This is a genomic window from Microbispora catharanthi (assembly GCF_006334915.2).
Lineage (GTDB): Bacteria > Actinomycetota > Actinomycetes > Streptosporangiales > Streptosporangiaceae > Microbispora > Microbispora catharanthi.
Window position 1 is genome coordinate 288,299 of the sequence record NZ_VDMA02000002.1, and the last position, 16,391, is coordinate 304,689.

Consider the following 16,391-nt stretch of genomic DNA (forward strand, 5'->3'; position numbering starts at 1 on the left):
ATGGGCGTACGTCTACGCACGACGCTGACGGCCACCGCCGCGGTGGCGGCGGCGCTCTGCCTGGCCTCGATCGCGCTGTTCGCCGCGCTGGACTCGAGCCTGACGGCCTCCACCAAGGAGTTGGCGGCGAACGACGCCAAGAAACAGATGCAACATCTGAAGGCGGAGTCGGAGCCGGGCGACCCGGGGTACGGAAAGGGAATGGTGCCACCGCTTGGAAAGGGAGCGGTGCCGCCGGGCGGGAAGGGACCGTTGCCGGGCTCGGCTGCCACCGGCGAAGACGACGGCCCCCCGTTACCCGACGAGGCCGTGCTCGTGGTCAGACGGACGTTCGAGACCGAGGACGGCCCGGTCACCGTCCTCGGAAAGGCCTCCAAGGGACCCGCCCTGGCGGCGATGACCACGCTGAGGAACCTGCTGATCCCGGGGGTTCCGGCGCTCCTCACGGTGGTCGCGCTGTTCACCTGGCTGGCGGTCGGCCGCGTGCTACGGCCGGTCTCCGCGATCAGGGCGAAGGTCGCCGACATCACCGCGTACGGCCTGCACGAACGCGTGCCGGAACCGGACACCCGAGACGAGATCGCGGCACTGGCCCGTACCGTCAACGCGACCCTCGACCGGCTGCAGACCGCCGTCGACGCGCAGCGACAGTTCGTCGCCGACGCCGCACACGAACTCCGCAGCCCACTGGCGATCCTGCGAACCCGACTGGAGCTGGCCCTGCCCGCCGAGAAGCCGCTGGCGACTGCGGCACTGGACGATGTCGCACGCCTCCAGTCCCTTTCCGCCGACCTCCTCCTGCTGGCCCGGCTCGACGCCGGCGAACCCCTGTCGCGGGCCGAGGAACTGGACCTGGCCCAGGTCGTCGCCGAGGAGGCCGTCCGCAAACGCCCTCGTCCGGACGTCCACGTGTACCTCGACCTCACCCCCGACCTGCTCGTCAACGGCTCCGCCGACCAACTCCGCCGCCTTGTGGCGAACCTCGTCGACAACGCGGTCCGCCACGCCTCCACGTCAGTCCACGTCACCCTCACGTCTCCGGACGACCACGCCGTCCTCGACGTCGTGGACGACGGCCCCGGCATCCCCCCGGAACACCACACCATCGTCTTCGACCGATTCACCCGCCTGGACCACGCCCGCACCCGGGACACGGGAGGCTCGGGGTTGGGGCTGCCGATCGCCCGGGATATCGCGCGGGCTCACGGGGGGACCCTCCATGTCGTCCCGCACAGCCCGGGCGCACGGCTACGCGCGGTCTTCCCGTTGTCCGGACGGTCTGTTGCGTACCCGCTGGGTGACCTTGCGGTGCGGGCCCGCGTGTAGGAGGCGCAGCCGCGGGGGGTACTGACTTCTCGCCCCATGCGCTCGCCGGCATCGCCGCCCGACGCGCCCGCGGCCGGGTCGCGGTCACGACGAGGCCGGTGTCACCGTGCCGGATGTCAGAGCCGCCTGCACGATGCGGATCGCCTCGCCCGTATCGATGCCGACGCTGGCGACCACGGCCGCGTAGTCGGCGGCGGCCCGGCGGGCCCGCTCCAGGCCATCCTCGCCGGCGGCCGACACGAACGAGCCCGCCCGCCCGCGCGTCTCGATCAGTCCTGCCTCCTCCAGCTCCCGGTACGCCCGGCCGACCGTGTTCACGGCCAGGCCAAGGTCGGCCGCGAGCTGGCGGATGGTCGGAAGGCGGGTGCCCACGGCCAGCGTGCGATCCTGAATCTGCCGGGCGAGCTGGGCCCGCAGCTGCTCGAACGGCGGCACCGGCGAGGCCGCGTCGATGACGATCATCGGACGCTCATCACCCGCCGGGCCACCGTCGCGCTCGACGGCGTCCTGACGCGGAGCGCGACGCACGCGACCACGCCCAAGATGACGTTGGCGACCGCAGCGGCGCTCAACCAGCCGGGCGCGGTGCCGAACAGCAGCACCATGGGCAGCGACCACTGCACGCTCGGCGTGGTGAGGTCGCGGGCGTCCTCGACGCGCATGATGACGTCGGCGATCAGCGACTCCTCGTCCTCCGCCACGACCGGGCGCCGCAGCAGGTGGCGCAGTTGCATGGCGCTGATGGCTGTCACGCCGAGCAGGCCGATCAGCAGGACGACGGCCAGTTGCCGCACGGTGGGGTCGGGAACGGCCAGGGCGCTCCCGGCCAGCACCATCGCGCCGGCGAACGTGGCGACCGCGAAGACGGCGTACGGCAGGCCGAGCACGGCCCGCCAGCCGGGCTGGATCGGATGGGCGGCCCTGCGGGACAGCGACGCGCCCGCCCGCTGATCGACGCGTCGCACCCACCAGTCGAGCAGCGACTGTGCGAGCAGCAGCCCGGCCACCAACGCGGTCAGGGCCAGCAGCGGCAGCGGGCGATGCGACTGGAAGCCACCGAAGGCGGAAGTGGCGGCGAGCGCACTCGCGATGATCAGCACGGCCAGGATGAGGTGAGCGGCGAGGCGGGCGCGTCCCCGGACCGCCAGCCGGCTGGCCAGCAGCGGGGTCGGGCGGGCACCGGACAGGCCGTGCCGGGAAAGCCACTCGCCCGCCAGTCGCAGATCGGCGGCACGCGCCGACGGGCCGGCGTCCGGTAACGGTTCATGGGCCATAACCCCTCCTTTGTCGCAAGATTTGTAGCAACATCATGAGACATACCTTGAGACAAAGTCAACGCCCCGTGAGCTCCTCATCGGGACGTGGCCGTTCGGCCGGTGCGTGAATGCAGCGTCGGCGCGGAGGCGGGTTGTCGCGAGAGCCCTCACGCGCCGTACTCGTCGGTGTCGGCGATCTCGGCTATCCGTACGCGGTCCAGCTGCAGACCCCACCAACGGCCGACGTCCGCGGGGTACGGCAACGTCTCACGCCTCTGCCGACACCACCAGTTCCACGGCAGCGCATCGGCGGCGGATGCACGGTCATCATGGGTCACCCACGCCGGTCGGCGTCGTTGTCGTCCTCGGCAGGCAGGGCGCCGCAGTGCCCGCACTCGCCCCTTCCGCGCTGGGCTTCGCGGCACGTGGTCAGCTCGGCTGTACAAGCGCGGCCAGCCACGCGGCGCTGTAGGGCTTGACCACGTAACGGTCGGTACCGGCGTCGAGCAGGCGGACCATGTCGGCCTTCCCGTCCCTGGCGGTGGCGACGATGACCGGGCCACGGCTCGCCGCGCGGAGCATGCGCAGCAGGTCGGCGCCGTCCATGTCGGGCAGACCGAGGTCGAGCACGATCGCCGGCGGGGTGCCGGTCCCCCCGGATCACCCGGCACGGCTGATCGGGGTCACCGGCCGGCGCCGGTCTCGCTCAGCCCTCGCCGGTGAGGGCGGCGACGAGGTCGGCGGCCGTACGGCACCGGTCGAGCAGGTCGCCCACATGCGCCTTGGTGCCGCGCAGCGGCTCCAAGGTCGGCACGCGCTGCAGTGACTCGCGGCCCGGGATGTCGAAGATGACCGAGTCCCAGGAGGCGGCGGCGACCGACTCGCTGTACTGCCGCAGGCACCGGCCGCGGAAGTAGGCCCGGGTGTCGGTGGGCGGCATCTCGACCGCGCGGTCGACGTCCTCGTCGGTCACCAGACGCTGCATCCGGCCCCTGGCGACCAGCCGGTTGTACAGGCCGCGGTCGGGGCGGATGTCGGAGTACTGCAGGTCGACCAGTTGCAGCCGCGGATGCGACCACGGCAGGTTGTCGCGGGTGCGGTAGCCCTCAAGGATCTCCAGCTTGGCGACCCAGTCGAGCTCCCGGGACAACTGCATCGGGTCCTCCGCGAGCCGGGTGAGCACCGACTCCCAGCGGTTGAGCACGTCCTTGGTGAGGTCGTCCACGCCCGAGCCGAAGCGGTCCTCGACGTACTTGCGGGCCTGCTCCAGGTACTCCATCTGCAACTGCACGGCGGTCATCTTCCGCCCGTTGCGCAGCGCGATCTCGTACTTGCAGGTCGGGTCGTGGGAGACCGCGCGCAGCGCCGCGACCGGCGACTCGGGGGTCAGATCGATGGTGAGGAACCCCTCCTCGATCATCGCCAGGACCAGCGCCGTCGTGCCCAGCTTCAAATATGTCGAAATTTCCGACATGTTGGCGTCGCCGATGATCACGTGCAGCCGCCGGTACTTCTCCGGGTCGGCGTGCGGCTCGTCGCGGGTGTTGATGATCGGCCGCTTGAGCGTGGTCTCCAGCCCGACCTCGACCTCGAAGAAGTCGGCCCGCTGGCTGATCTGGAAGCCCTCGCCGCGCGAGTCCTGGCCGATCCCGACCTTGCCCGCGCCGCAGACGACCTGCCGCGACACGAAGAACGGCGTCAGGTGCCTGACGATGTCGGCGAACGGCGTCGCGCGGCGCATGAGGTAGTTCTCGTGGCAGCCGTACGACGCGCCCTTGGCGTCGGTGTTGTTCTTGTACAGCTGGATGGGGGCGTTGCCGGGCACGGCGGACGCCCGCACGGCGGCGTCGTACATCACCCGCTCGCCCGCCTTGTCCCAGAGCACCGCGGCCCGGGGGTTGGTGCACTCGGGTGTGGAGTACTCCGGGTGGGCGTGGTCGACGTAGAGGCGCGCGCCGTTGGTGAGGATCACGTTGGCGAGCCCGAGGTCCTCGTCGGTGAGCTGGCTCTGGTCGGCCACCTCACGGGCCAGGTCGAACCCTCGGGCATCGCGGAGCGGGTTCTCCTCCTCGAAGTCCCACCGGGCCCGGCGAGCCCGGGCGGCCGACGCCGCCAGGTACGCGTTGACGACCTGTGAGGAGGTCACCATCGCGTTCGCTCCCGGTTGACCGGGCACGGCGATGCCGTACTCGGTCTCGATGCCCATCACCCGCCGAACCGTCATTCGCACCCCGCCTGCTTCAGGCCGTCGTAGTCCATATCCGAGCCTAGCCCTTTCTCTATGCCCTGCTACCGAACAGTTACGGCACAGATGCCTCGGGACTTTGCGCCGGAATGGCCGTCGCAGTCCGGGAGGCACCCCCACGGCCCCGGGGATGGGACCTCCGGGACCGGTCGAGCAGGGCCCCCAGCCTGGCACGAAGCCAGCGCTGACCGGGCTTGTCCACCATACGGTAGATCAGGTACGCGAGCCCGATCGAGACCGCCATCGTGATCGCGACCAGCGGCCACGGGTCGATCACGTCCCGGTACGCGGGGATCACGACGGCCGAGACCGTCTGGTGCAGGAGATAGAGCGGATACGTGAGGGCCCCCAGGGTGACGAGGCGGCGCCAGCGCACCCACCGCAGCCAGCCGAGGGCGACCGCGGCCATCAGAAGGTAGACGACCGTGATCGCGACGACGACGGCCTCAGGGGGCGCGGGGTAATGCTTGATGCCGACCAGGCGCACCCGCTCCCCTACGCGCTCCATGGCGGCGTACAGGGACATTCCGTAGCCCGCGGCCACGAGCAGCCACGGGATGAAAGCCCCCGAACGCACCCCGAAGCGATGGATCAGGAAGAAGGCCATGCCCGCGATGAAGTACGGCGCCTGCCGCGGCATGAAGACGAAGACCAGCGTCTCGTTCTGGGTGAACTCGGCCAGCAGCGCCAGGCCGAACCAGGCCGCCAGGAACACCAGGCAGCGCCGCAGCGTGATCCCCACGAGAGAGAACAGCGCCACGAGGACGTAGAACCGCAGCTCCACCCAGAGTGACCAGAAGACGCCGCCGGCGTGGCCCACGCCGAAGGCCCCCTGGAACATGGTCAGGTTGAGCAGGTACTCACCGTCGCTGAGCTTGGGGTCGAACCCGGCGACCCCGCTGAAGCGGTACATGATGAAGATCACGAGCACGGCGAACCAGTACGCCGGATACAGCCGCGACACCCGGGAGACGGCGAACTCCCCGATCGTGTGCCCCCAGACGCTCATCAGGATGACGAACCCGCTGATGAGGAAGAACAGCTCGACGCCGAGGATGCCCAGCGTGGTCAGGCGGGCGACCGGCTCGAACAGCTTGGTGGGGAACTCGTCCCACAGCGACTTGCTGGCCGCCATGAAGTGGAAGGCCATGACGGCGAAGGCGGCCACGAAGCGCAGGACGTCGAGCTCGACCAGGCGGCGGCTCCCGACGGCCGCGGCGGCGGCCCGGACGGGGACCGCGTCCGGCGCGGCCGAGGCCGGATCGGACCGGCGCACCGGCTGTCTTACAGGCTGTCCCACAGCGGTCACCCGCGCGAGCCAAGGAAGATCATGCCTTCTTTGACGTGATCACTCAGGGTTTCGGTTCCCTCGGATCACGATCGTCACGAAAGGTCACTTTTGTCCCGCCTGCTGCCGCCTGTCTGCGTGCCGACGCCGGAAAGGGCCCGGAAAGCCGGAGGAGCGGCGCGACCCGGGGTCGCGCCGCTCCTCGATGGCACCGGTCCGGCCGGAGCCGGGGTGTTACAGGTACTGGCCGGTGTTGGCGACCGTGTCGATCGACCGCCCGGCCTCGGTGCCCTGCTTGCCCTGCACGAGGGTGCGGATGTAGACGATCCGCTCGCCCTTCTTGCCGGAGATGCGGGCCCAGTCGTCGGGGTTGGTGGTGTTGGGCAGGTCCTCGTTCTCGGAGAACTCGTCCACGCAGGCGGCCAGCAGGTGCGAGATCCGCAGGCCCTTCTGCCCGGTGTCGAGGAACTCCTTGATGGCCATCTTCTTGCCCCGGTCCACGATGTTCTGGATCATGGCGCCGGAGTTGAAGTCCTTGAAGTAGAGGACTTCCTTGTCGCCGTTGGCGTAGGTCACCTCGAGGAAGCGGTTCTCCTCGCTCTCGGCGTACATCCGCTCGACGACCCGCTGGATCATCGCGGCGATCGTGCCGTCGCGGCTGTCGCCGTGCTCGGCCAGGTCGTCCGGGTGCAGCGGCAGGTCGCTGACGATGTACTTCGAGAAGATGTCCTTGGCCGCCTCGGCGTCGGGCCGCTCGATCTTGATCTTGACGTCCAGGCGGCCGGGCCGCAGGATCGCCGGGTCGATCATGTCCTCGCGGTTGGAGGCGCCGATGACGATGACGTTCTCCAGGCCCTCGACACCGTCGATCTCCGAGAGGAGCTGGGGGACGATGGTGTTCTCGACGTCGGAGGACACACCGGAGCCGCGGGTGCGGAAGATCGAGTCCATCTCGTCGAAGAACACGATCACCGGGGTGCCCTCGGACGCCTTCTCACGCGCCCGCTGGAAGACCAGGCGGATGTGCCGCTCGGTCTCACCGACGTACTTGTTGAGAAGCTCGGGGCCCTTGATGTTGAGGAAGAAGCTCTTGCCGGACTGGCCGGTCTTCTCCGCGACCTGCTTGGCCAGGGAGTTGGCCACCGCCTTGGCGATGAGCGTCTTGCCGCAGCCGGGCGGGCCGTACAGCAGCACGCCCTTCGGCGGCCGGAGCTTGTGCTCGCGGAACAGGTCGGCGTGCAGGTAGGGCAGCTCGATGGCGTCCCTGATCTGCTCGATCTGCCGGCCGAGGCCGCCGATCTCCTCGTAGGAGATGTCGGGGACCTCCTCGAGGACGAGCTCCTCCACCTCGGACTTGGGGATGCGTTCGTAGACGTAGTTGGAACGGGGTTCGAGCAGGAGGGAGTCGCCGGCCCGCAGCGGCTGGTCCAGCAGCGAGTGGGCGAGCTTGACGACCCGCTCCTCGTCGGCGTGCGAGATGACGAGCGCGCGGTCGCCGCTCTCCAGCAACTCCTTGAGCATCACGATCTCGCCGACGTCCTCGTAGCCGAGGGCCTCGACGACGTTGAGCGCCTCGTTCAGCATGACCTCCTGGCCACGCTTGAGCGAGTCGACGTCGACCGCCGGACTGACGTTCACACGGAGCTTGCGCCCGCCCGTGAACACCTCGATCGTGCCGTCATCCCTGGCCTCGAGGAAAACGCCGAATCCGGACGGCGGCTGTGCCAGCCGGTCGACCTCCTCCTTGAGGGCGACGATCTGATCCCTGGCCTCCTTGAGGGTGGAGACCACACGCTCGTTCTGGCTTGTGAGGGCGGCCACCTGTGCCTGCGCCTCGTGGAGACGCTCCTCGATGACCCTGGCCTGCCGGGGAGACTCGGCCAGCTTCCGGCGCAACGCGGTGATCTCCTCTTGCAGGAAGGAGACCTGTGTTGTGAGATCCGCGACCTCCCGTTCGCGCTGCGCGGCTCGAGCCTCAGCGTCGTCGCGAGCTGCCACGCCCCGTCACCTCCTTCCCCGTCGAGAACGACTACTCAAGACCCTACCTATCTTGGCGCTGTACGTAACCTGGCCGGGCAGTGTTCGTGTAGTTACGTTGGGTGTTCGGCGTTTGATACCTTATGGACCGATTGTTCGGTTCACCATTAGGAACACACCCATATGTTCCCGTGTCACGCGGCTTTGCCGGGTTGTGGCTGAATCGTCACACTTGTTCGATCCCCTCTCCATACGCCCCCTTGGCGGGACGCCTGCGCCGCGGCGGGGGCGTGACGCCGTCCGCCATGCGACGGGCCATGACGAGAAATCCCGTGTGGCCGACCATCCGGTGGTCGGGCCGTACGGCGAGACCTTCGACATGCCAGTCGCGAACCAGGGTCTCCCACGCGTGAGGCTCGGTGAAACTCCCGTGCTCCCGCAGGGTTTCCACCGTTCTGGACATCTGGGTCGTTGTCGCAACATAGCAGCAGATAACTCCCCCGGGGGTAAGGGACTTCGCCGCCGCGTCAACACACTCCCAAGGCGCGAGCATGTCGAGGATGACGCGGTCGACGTCCGCCTCGTCCAGCGCGTCGACGAAGTCACCGACCACCAGGCGCCACTGCCCCATCGGGCCGCCGAAGAACTTCTCCACGTTCTTGGTGGCCACCTCGGCGAAGTCCGCGCGCCGCTCGTAGGAGGTGACCTTCCCCTCCTGGCCGACCGCGCGCAGCAGGAAACAGGTGAGCGCGCCGGACCCCACGCCGGCCTCGACCACCCGGGCGCCGGGGAAGATGTCGGCCATGGCGACGATCTGGGCCGCGTCCTTCGGGTAGACCACCGCGGCGCCGCGCGGCATCGACACCGCGTAGTCGGCGAGCAGGTGCCGGAACGCCAGGTAGGCCGTGCCGCCTGAGGACCGCACCACGGACCCCTCGGGCTGTCCGATCAGGTCGTCGTGCGGGATCGACCCCTTGTGCGTGTGGAAGACGCCGCCCTCTTTCAGCGTCACCGTGTGCCGCTTGTTCTTGGGGTCGGTGAGCTGGACCTGATCTCCGGCCCGGAAGGGGCCGTGCCTGCGAAAACCCATGCGGAAAAGGCTAGTGCCGCGACCGACGAGATTCGCCCGGACGGGGAGCGGCGACGGCCGGGAAAACACCTGGCCGGTGCGGTGTCACTGCTGGTAACAATGGGACATGTTGCCCCAAGAGGCGATCCCCGCCGGGCCGGCCGTTCTGCGCCTGCCGGTCGAGGGGGACGCCGACCAGATCGCCCGAGCCTGCGCCGACCCCGAGATCGCGAGGTTCATCCCCTTCGTTCCCTCGCCGTACACGCGTGACGACGCGCTGGCGTGGATCACGAAGGTCGTCCCCGCCACCTGGGAGAACGGCGGCGCCGACTTCCTCATCGCCGACGCCGCCACCGACCAGGTGCTCGGCACCGCCGGGCTCAAGCCGCCGGACCGGTTCGGCGCGACGGAGGTGGGCTACTGGCTCGCGCCCTGGGCTCGCGGGCGCGGCGTCGTCACGGCCGCCGTGCGGGTGCTCGCCGAGCGGGCCTTCGCCCGGGGTGTCCCCCGCATCTCGCTGATCGCCGAGGTGGACAACGTCCCGAGCCAGCAGGTCGCCCACCGGTGCGGTTTCACGCACGAGGGCGTGCTGCGCGCGGCCGGCTCCACCGGTGGGGAGGTCCGCGTCGACCTGGCGGTGTTCGGGCGGCTGAGCACCGACCCCGGCGACCCGATCGCGCCCTTCCTGCCGTTCTTCCCCGGAGGGTTCCCCGGCGGCTCGCTCACCGACGGCGTCGTCCGGCTCACGCCGCTGACCACCGCCGACGCGGCGGACTATTTCGCGCTGGCTTCGGTGCCCGACGTGATGGACTCGCACGTGCCGCCCACGCAGCCGGAGTACGCGGACACCGAGGTCGTCTGCCGGTACGCCGGGCACCGGTGGCTGACCGGCCAGCGGGCGGACATCGCCATCAGGGACGCGGCGACCGGCGAGTTCGCCGGGGACATCCAGCTCACCGGCGTCATCCCGCCGCTCGGCCAGGCGATGCTCGGCTACAGCCTCCGTCCCGACTTCCGCGGCAGGGGCCTGGTGACGCGGGCGGCGAACCTGCTGGTCGAGTGGGCGTTCGCGAACACGCCGCTGAGAAGAATCGTCGCCGGGACCTCGCCCGGCAACACGGCCTCCCACCGCGTGCTCGAACGGGCGGGATTCACCCGGGAGCACCTCGTCAAGGGGCTGCTGCCCGGCCCCGGAGGCACCCGCCTGGACGACATCCAGTGGGCCAGGACACGCCCCTGAGCGGAACGGACCTCCCGCGCTCGGGCGCCGCCCGGAACCCGGCGCCCGAGCGCGGGGGCGTCCGCGGCACGGCACGCCCGTCGGGCGTCCCGGCCACGCCGGTGCAGGCCGCCTCAGTCGGCTCCGTACGCGGCCCTCAGCTTGGCGAAGGCGGCGTCGGCGCCCTGGAGGGCCCGGTCGATCTCCTCGTCGGTGTGCGCGGCCGACAGGAACCAGTTGTGCCAGGGATGGAGATAGACCCCCTCCTCCAGGCAGGCTCCGGCCCAGGCGATGCCCTTCTCCAGGGTGTCGTCGCCCTCGAACGACAGCCACGGCACCTGCACCGGGCCGGTCTGGCGGACCACGAAGCCGTGCGCGGCCGCCTGGGCGGCGAGCCCCTCGCGCAGCCGGGTCCCGGCCCGGTGCATGAGCGCGACGCCGTCGGTCTCGCGCAGGATCTCGATCGTCGCCTTGGCGGCGGCCATGGCCGTGGCCGAGAACCAGAAGGAGCCGGTCGAGTACAGCGTCTGGGCCGCCCCGCGCAGCGCGTCGGTCCCGGTGAGCGCCGCGATGGGGAAGCCGTTGGCCATCGCCTTGCTCCAGGCCGTCAGGTCGGGACGCACGCCGAGCGGCTCCCACGAGCCGCGCAGGTCCAGCCGCCACCCGGCGCGTACGTCGTCGATGACCAGCGCCGCGCCGATCCGGTCGGCCAGCGCCCGCACGCCCCGGGCGAAGTCCGCGTCGGCGTGCTCCTGGTCCTCGAACGAGTCGTGCTTGAACGGGGTGACCAGGATGGCGGCGACGTCGCCGTCCGCCTGGGCCGCGGCGGCCTCGGCGCCGGCGAGGTCGTTGTAGGTGAACTCGATCGTGTCCGCCCGCTGGTCGGGGGTGACCCCCGACAGACCGGGCGTGCACCAGGGGTCGGCGCCGTGGTAGGCGCCGTGGGCGACCAGCGCCTTGGTCCTGCCCGTCGCCGCCCTGGCCACCATCAGGGCCTGGGTGGTGGCGTCGGTGCCGTTCTTGGAGAACATGGCCCAGTCGGCGGAGGGGATGAGGTCCACAAGCAGCTCGGCGAGCTCCACCATGACCGGGCCGGGGCCGTTCAGGCAGTCGCCCTCCGCCTGCTGCGCCGCGGCGGCGGCCTCCACCCGCGGGTTGCGGTGGCCGACGATCATCGGTCCCCAGCTGCACATCAGGTCGACGTACTCACGGCCGTCGGCGTCCCACTGCCGGGCGCCCTCGGCCCGCACGAAGAACTGGGGGTAGCGGTCCCCGTGCAGGGCCGCGTTGAGGTGGCCGTACATGCCACCGGGGATGACCTTCGCGGCACGGGCCCGCAGGGAGGCGTCGAGGGACATGGGCGGCACTCCTGAGATCGGGGGAATCGGGGAGGTGGGGAGCCGGGGATCAGGCGTCCGGGCCGGGGTCGTCAGCCACGAAGCCGTCCAGCCCGGCGTCGGAGCCGAGCCCGCCCGCGACCCGCGCGGCGACGGCCGTGCCGAGGCGGGCGGCGCCGAGGACGTCCCGGCCGCGCAGCAGTCCCGCGGCGAATCCGGCGCAGTACGCGTCGCCGCAGCCCGTGGTGTCGACCACCGGCACGTCCAGGGCGGGCACACGGGTGAGCCCCGCGGCGGTGGCCACGAGGCTGCCGGCCGCCCCGAGAGTGACGATCACGCCCTTCGGGCCCTCGGCGAGCAGCGCGGTCGCGGCCTCCTCCGGCGTCGACGCCCCGCTGAGCATGAGCGCCTGCTCCTCGTTCGGCAGAAGGTAGTCGACGTGGGGCAGGAACGCGCGGACGCCGGGCATGAGGTCGGGCATGTTCGACAGCAGGTCCAGCGTGACGGCCGTGCCGCCCTCGCGGGCCTTGTCGAGCAGCGCGAAGAAAGCGGGGTCGTGCAGGCCCCAGGTGACGTCCATGCCGCCGAGGTGCACCACCTGCGCGCCGGTGAGACGGTCCGCGTCGAGGTCGGCGGTCGCCAGGCCCAGGTTGGCCCCGGGCACGTGGAACGACGGCCGTCCGCCGTCGGGGCGGATGGGCAGGATCGAGGCCGCCGTCTGCTCCCCCGCCCTGCGCACCACGCCGCTCACGTCGACGCCGCGCCGCGCCATGATCATCAGGAGGAAGTCGCCGAGCTCGTCGTCGCCGACGGCGCCCATCGAGGCGACCGGCACGCCGATCTTCGCCAGGGCCACGGCCGTGCCCGCGGCCGCACCGGCCGCGGTGATGCGGATCTGCTCCAGCAAGTGGGTGTCCTGACCGGCCGGGATGGACTCGACCGGGCGGGCCAGGACGTCGACGATATGCACGCCGACCGTCACTACCGTCATGAGCGGATAATAGACGGGCGCCCGACTAAAATGTCAACCGAGGTGGTGGACCATGCCGAAGATCGTCAATCACGAGGAGCGCAGGGGTGAGGTCGTCGCGGCGGCCCGCCGGATCATCCTGCGCGAGGGCATCGAGGCCGCGACGACGCGGGCCATCGCCAAGGAGGCCGGCTACTCCAACGGGGTGCTCACGCACTACTTCGCCGACAAGGACGAGATCCTGCTGTCGGCCCTGGAGGCCTCCCATCGCCGGATCGCCGACCGGCTGCGGGAGAAGCTGTCGGGCCGCACCGGCCTGGCGGCGCTGCGCGAACTGCTGCTCGACAACGTGCCCCTCGACGAGGAGCGGGCCGGGGAGACCGGGCTGGAGGTGGGCTTCTGGGGCCGCAGCCTGACCAGCCCCGCGCTGCTGGAGGTCCAGCGGCGGGAGGCCGCCGAGCTCCGCTATCTGGTGACGAGCCTGCTCAGGTCCGCCGCCGAGGCCGGTGAGATCCGTACGGACGAGGACCTGGAGGACGTGGCGGAACGGCTGCTTGCGCTCGTGGACGGGCTGAGCGTGCACCGGCTGCTGTATCCCGCGCACGTCACAGGCGAGCGGCTGGAACGGCTGATCCTGAGCGAGATCGACCGGCTACGCCCCTGATCCGGCCGCCGGAGCCGGTGGCCCCGGCGGCCTCGGGATCGTCAGGCGTTGCGGTGGGGCTCGTACCTCATCGTGCGCGAGACGCCGACACGCACGGTCGTGCCGGGCAGGATCGGCACCGGCTCGTTCGGCGGGATGTCGTAGAAGTTGGGGTCGCCGGGCGGCTGGATCTGGGTGCCGTTCACCGAGCCCAGATCGAGCAGGTTGACGTCCCAGTTGTCCAGGAAGACCCGCAGGTGGCGGCGCGACACCGAGCCGTCGGGGCTGGTGACCCTGGCCGGCCTGGCCTCGCCCGACTGCACCTCGGGCGCGCGCTCGGGGTCGCGGCCCAGCAGGTAGTCGGCCTCCAGCGGCAGCGCCATGCCGTCGTCGAGCAGCAGCACGCCGAGCAGCGGCCGCGGACCCTTGTACGGCACCACCGCCCGCTGGTCGATAGGGATGCCGCAGACCGCGCAGTAGGGCGCGCGCGGGTCGTTGAAGTGGTCGTTCTTGCAGTCGACTCCGTAGACCATCGGCCGCTGCTCCAGCTCGGGCGCCGCGTCCATCTGGGTCGCCTCGCCCGGCTCCTCGTCGGCGGGTGCGTGCGGCACCGGCTCGAACGGCCCGCTCGGCGGGCCGTCCGGCCCGCCCAGATCATGCGGCCCACCCAGGTCGTGTGGCCCGCCCAGGTCGTGCTGGAGGTTCAGGTCGTGCGGCGGGTTGAGGTCGTGCGGAGCGCCCCGATCCTCGGCGGGTTCGGGCAGCGGGGGCAACGGCTGCGGCCCCGAGTGGTGCAGCGGATTCGGGTCGGAGAGGGCGGGCGGCAGCGGCGGCAGCGGCTGGGAGACGTGGGACGGCGGCTGGACGGGCGGCGGCGCGAGCGGCTGGGAGGATCCCGGGGACGGCGCCCCCTGCTCGGCCGACGGCCCGCCGCCCGGCATGGGACCGGACGGGAACGGCGACACGGGCGGCGGCGGCACTGGCGACGGCACTACGGGCCCGCGCGGGGCGATCGGCTCAGGAGCACCGATGGGCGGGGGCTGCACGCCCTGCTGCTGCCCCTGCTGCTGTGGCTGGGGCGGGCGCGGAGGCAGCGGCGGGAAGGCGAGGTCGCCGTGCCGGGTGAGGTCGCACTCCAGCCCCGCCCCGGTGACCACACCGCCGTCCAGCCTGGCGTACGGGCTCGACGGGCCCGCTCCGGGCAGGCGCAACTCGACCCGGGACACCGGGCCGTTGACGAGACGGTCGGTCCAGGTCAGCGCGTCGTGCCCGGCGAGGCGGACCTCGCCGTCGGGGCCGCCCGACACGGTCGCGTACGCGGCCCCGCTGACCAGCACGGCCACGCCGCCCCCGGCCGGCCCGGCGACCGCGCAGGCCACCGGCTCACCGCCGATCGACCTGTCCATGGCGCGCGCGAGGACCTGGGCCACCCGCCGGGCCAGCGCCCGGCCGTCCCCGCCCGTCGTGGCGGTCTCGCTCAGCGCGCCCAGCAGGTCGTCGACCGGCTGGTCGCCGCCGGTGGCGCACACGAGCAGCAAACCGTTCAGATGGGCGACCACGCCCTCCCCCGGCAGCGGGCGGACCACCCCCACGCCCTGTTCCGTCACAGAAGTTCTCCCTCCGGAAACGCCACCGGATGACCGGCACCATCGCCGGCACGCCATGTGCCGGATCGATCACCCCAGAAAGTAGCAAAAAAGAGTGATGAACCGGCCTGCCGGAGTCCGCGGCGGGCGGCCGGACGGCGCCCGGCCCCGGTCTCGATCAGCACCCTAGTCCCCGGCGACGCCGCGCTCACACACCGCTGAACATGCGGTTGACGTCGGCCGTGGCGAGCACTCCGTAGATCTCGCCGCCCCGCTCGACGAGCAGGTACTCCGGCGCGGGGGTGTCCCGCATGGCGTCCAGCAGGGGCTCCCCCTCCAGGTCGGCGCCGAGCACGAGCGAGGGCTCCAGGGCGCGTGACAGGGCGCCGACGTTCACCCACGGCCTGCGCTGCTCGGGAGTGGCGTTGACCGCCGCCTCGTTGACGATGCCGACCGGCCTCCCGTCGTGGTCGACCACCACCATGGCCCCCGCCCCCGCCTCGCGCGCCCGGCGCAAGCCCTCCGACAGCGGCACCTCGGCGGTGACCGGGATCGCCCGGCGGGCCAGCACCCGGGCCCGCAACTGCGGCAGCCGGGCCCGTACGCGGGCCACCCGCAGCGACTGGGAGGCCCCGAGCCAGATGAACGACGCCAGCACCACCGTCCAGAGCATGCTCCCGATGCCGGGCTCCTGCCCGGCCATGAGGTTCATGAGGAGCGGCACCACGACCACCGCGACCGCGACGCCGCGGCCGACCCAGGCGGCGGCCATCGTGCCCGTGCCCGCGTCACGCCTGATCTTCCACACGGCCGCCCGCAGCATCCGCCCGCCGTCGAGCGGCAGCCCGGGCAGCAGATTGAAGATCCCCACAATCAGGTTGGACGACCAAAGCTGCCAGATCAGCACCGGCACGAGCCCGTCGGGCGGGTGCAGGAACATCGACAGCGGGTCGACGGGACCGGTCACGAACGCGACTGCGGACACCAGGTAACCGATCGTCGCAAGGCCCAGCGAGAGCAGGGGCCCGGCGAGCGCGACGTTGAACTCCCGGCCCGCCGTCTCGGGCTCACGTTCGATCTCCGAGACGCCGCCGAGCATGTAGAGGGTGATCCGGCGCACCGGCAGGCCGTAGTACTTGGCGACGACGCAGTGCGCCAGTTCATGGAGAAGGACCGAGGCGTAGAGCAGGACGGCGAAGACGAGCGCCACCGCGGAGCTGCCTATGAGCCCGTATCCGGGAAGACTGGCGGCGAAAACCGGCTGGAAGCTGAACGTGATGAACGCCGCCACGATGAGCCAGGTGGGTGAGACGTAAACCGGGATGCCGAACGGCCGTCCCATCCGAAGTCCGGTGGACTCCTTGACCGGTGTGCTCATGTGGCCGCCTTCCCCTCCCACGCCCCTCGATGCTACGCGCCGGGCCGTGAGGTCAGCCTAAGAGCTCGCCCGCCCCTCGCGCACCGTGTGATCGTCT

Annotated in this window: 14 protein-coding genes; 3 read left to right on the forward strand and 11 right to left on the reverse strand. The window is 71.2% G+C overall.

Going from position 1 to position 16,391, the window contains the following annotated elements; all coding sequences use genetic code 11:
- Entirely contained in the window at positions 1–1,326 is a 1,326-nt protein-coding gene (locus FH610_RS04535; RefSeq protein WP_139572984.1) for a sensor histidine kinase, read from the forward strand.
- Between the two features lie 84 nt (positions 1,327–1,410).
- Here FH610_RS04535 and FH610_RS04540 read toward each other — a convergent pair whose 3' ends face one another.
- The 7 genes from FH610_RS04540 to FH610_RS04570 form a co-directional block, all read right to left on the reverse strand.
- Complete coding sequence (locus FH610_RS04540) at positions 1,411–1,788, reverse strand: GntR family transcriptional regulator (RefSeq protein WP_139572985.1); 378 nt, start codon at positions 1,786–1,788, stop codon at positions 1,411–1,413.
- Complete coding sequence (locus tag FH610_RS04545; RefSeq protein ID WP_139572986.1) at positions 1,785–2,600, reverse strand: hypothetical protein; 816 nt, start codon at positions 2,598–2,600, stop codon at positions 1,785–1,787. Before FH610_RS04545 ends, FH610_RS04540 begins: the two co-directional genes overlap by 4 nt.
- Positions 2,601–3,011: 411 nt before the next feature.
- Positions 3,012–3,212, reverse strand: coding sequence for a response regulator (locus FH610_RS04550; protein ID WP_338104515.1), 201 nt, complete (start codon positions 3,210–3,212; stop codon positions 3,012–3,014).
- A gap of 76 nt (positions 3,213–3,288) precedes the next feature.
- Positions 3,289–4,806, reverse strand: a complete 1,518-nt coding sequence (gene dop, locus FH610_RS04555) for a depupylase/deamidase Dop (RefSeq protein ID WP_139573226.1) — start codon at positions 4,804–4,806, stop codon at positions 3,289–3,291.
- Between the two features lie 76 nt (positions 4,807–4,882).
- Positions 4,883–6,127: an acyltransferase family protein gene (locus FH610_RS04560; protein WP_205825549.1), complete on the reverse strand. Its 1,245-nt coding sequence runs from the start codon at positions 6,125–6,127 to the stop codon at positions 4,883–4,885.
- A 222-nt stretch (positions 6,128–6,349) separates the two neighbouring features.
- Positions 6,350–8,113: a proteasome ATPase gene (gene arc / locus FH610_RS04565; protein ID WP_139572987.1), complete on the reverse strand. Its 1,764-nt coding sequence runs from the start codon at positions 8,111–8,113 to the stop codon at positions 6,350–6,352.
- Positions 8,114–8,318: 205 nt separating this feature from the next.
- Entirely contained in the window at positions 8,319–9,182 is an 864-nt protein-coding gene (locus FH610_RS04570) for a tRNA (adenine-N1)-methyltransferase (protein WP_139572988.1), read from the reverse strand.
- A 106-nt stretch (positions 9,183–9,288) separates the two neighbouring features.
- On the opposite strand from FH610_RS04570, the gene FH610_RS04575 reads away from it, so the two are divergent.
- Positions 9,289–10,401 (forward strand): GNAT family N-acetyltransferase, encoded by a 1,113-nt coding sequence (locus FH610_RS04575; RefSeq protein ID WP_139572989.1) that lies wholly within the window; start codon positions 9,289–9,291, stop codon positions 10,399–10,401.
- A gap of 113 nt (positions 10,402–10,514) precedes the next feature.
- On the opposite strand, the gene FH610_RS04580 is transcribed toward FH610_RS04575, so the two are convergent.
- Together FH610_RS04580 and FH610_RS04585 are read right to left on the reverse strand one after the other, a co-directional pair.
- Entirely contained in the window at positions 10,515–11,738 is a 1,224-nt protein-coding gene (locus tag FH610_RS04580; RefSeq protein WP_139572990.1) for an aminotransferase class III-fold pyridoxal phosphate-dependent enzyme, read from the reverse strand.
- 49 nt (positions 11,739–11,787) lie between these two features.
- On the reverse strand, positions 11,788–12,708 hold the full coding sequence (locus tag FH610_RS04585; protein ID WP_139572991.1) for a carbohydrate kinase family protein: 921 nt from the start codon (positions 12,706–12,708) through the stop codon (positions 11,788–11,790).
- Between the two features lie 52 nt (positions 12,709–12,760).
- Between FH610_RS04585 and FH610_RS04590 the strand changes: the two genes are divergently transcribed.
- Complete coding sequence (locus FH610_RS04590) at positions 12,761–13,351, forward strand: TetR/AcrR family transcriptional regulator (protein ID WP_139572992.1); 591 nt, start codon at positions 12,761–12,763, stop codon at positions 13,349–13,351.
- A gap of 41 nt (positions 13,352–13,392) precedes the next feature.
- Here FH610_RS04590 and FH610_RS04595 read toward each other — a convergent pair whose 3' ends face one another.
- Together FH610_RS04595 and FH610_RS04600 are read right to left on the reverse strand one after the other, a co-directional pair.
- Entirely contained in the window at positions 13,393–14,937 is a 1,545-nt protein-coding gene (locus FH610_RS04595) for an FHA domain-containing protein (RefSeq protein WP_139572993.1), read from the reverse strand.
- A 187-nt stretch (positions 14,938–15,124) separates the two neighbouring features.
- Positions 15,125–16,294 (reverse strand): site-2 protease family protein, encoded by a 1,170-nt coding sequence (locus FH610_RS04600; RefSeq protein WP_139572994.1) that lies wholly within the window; start codon positions 16,292–16,294, stop codon positions 15,125–15,127.
- Positions 16,295–16,391 lie beyond the last annotated feature (97 nt).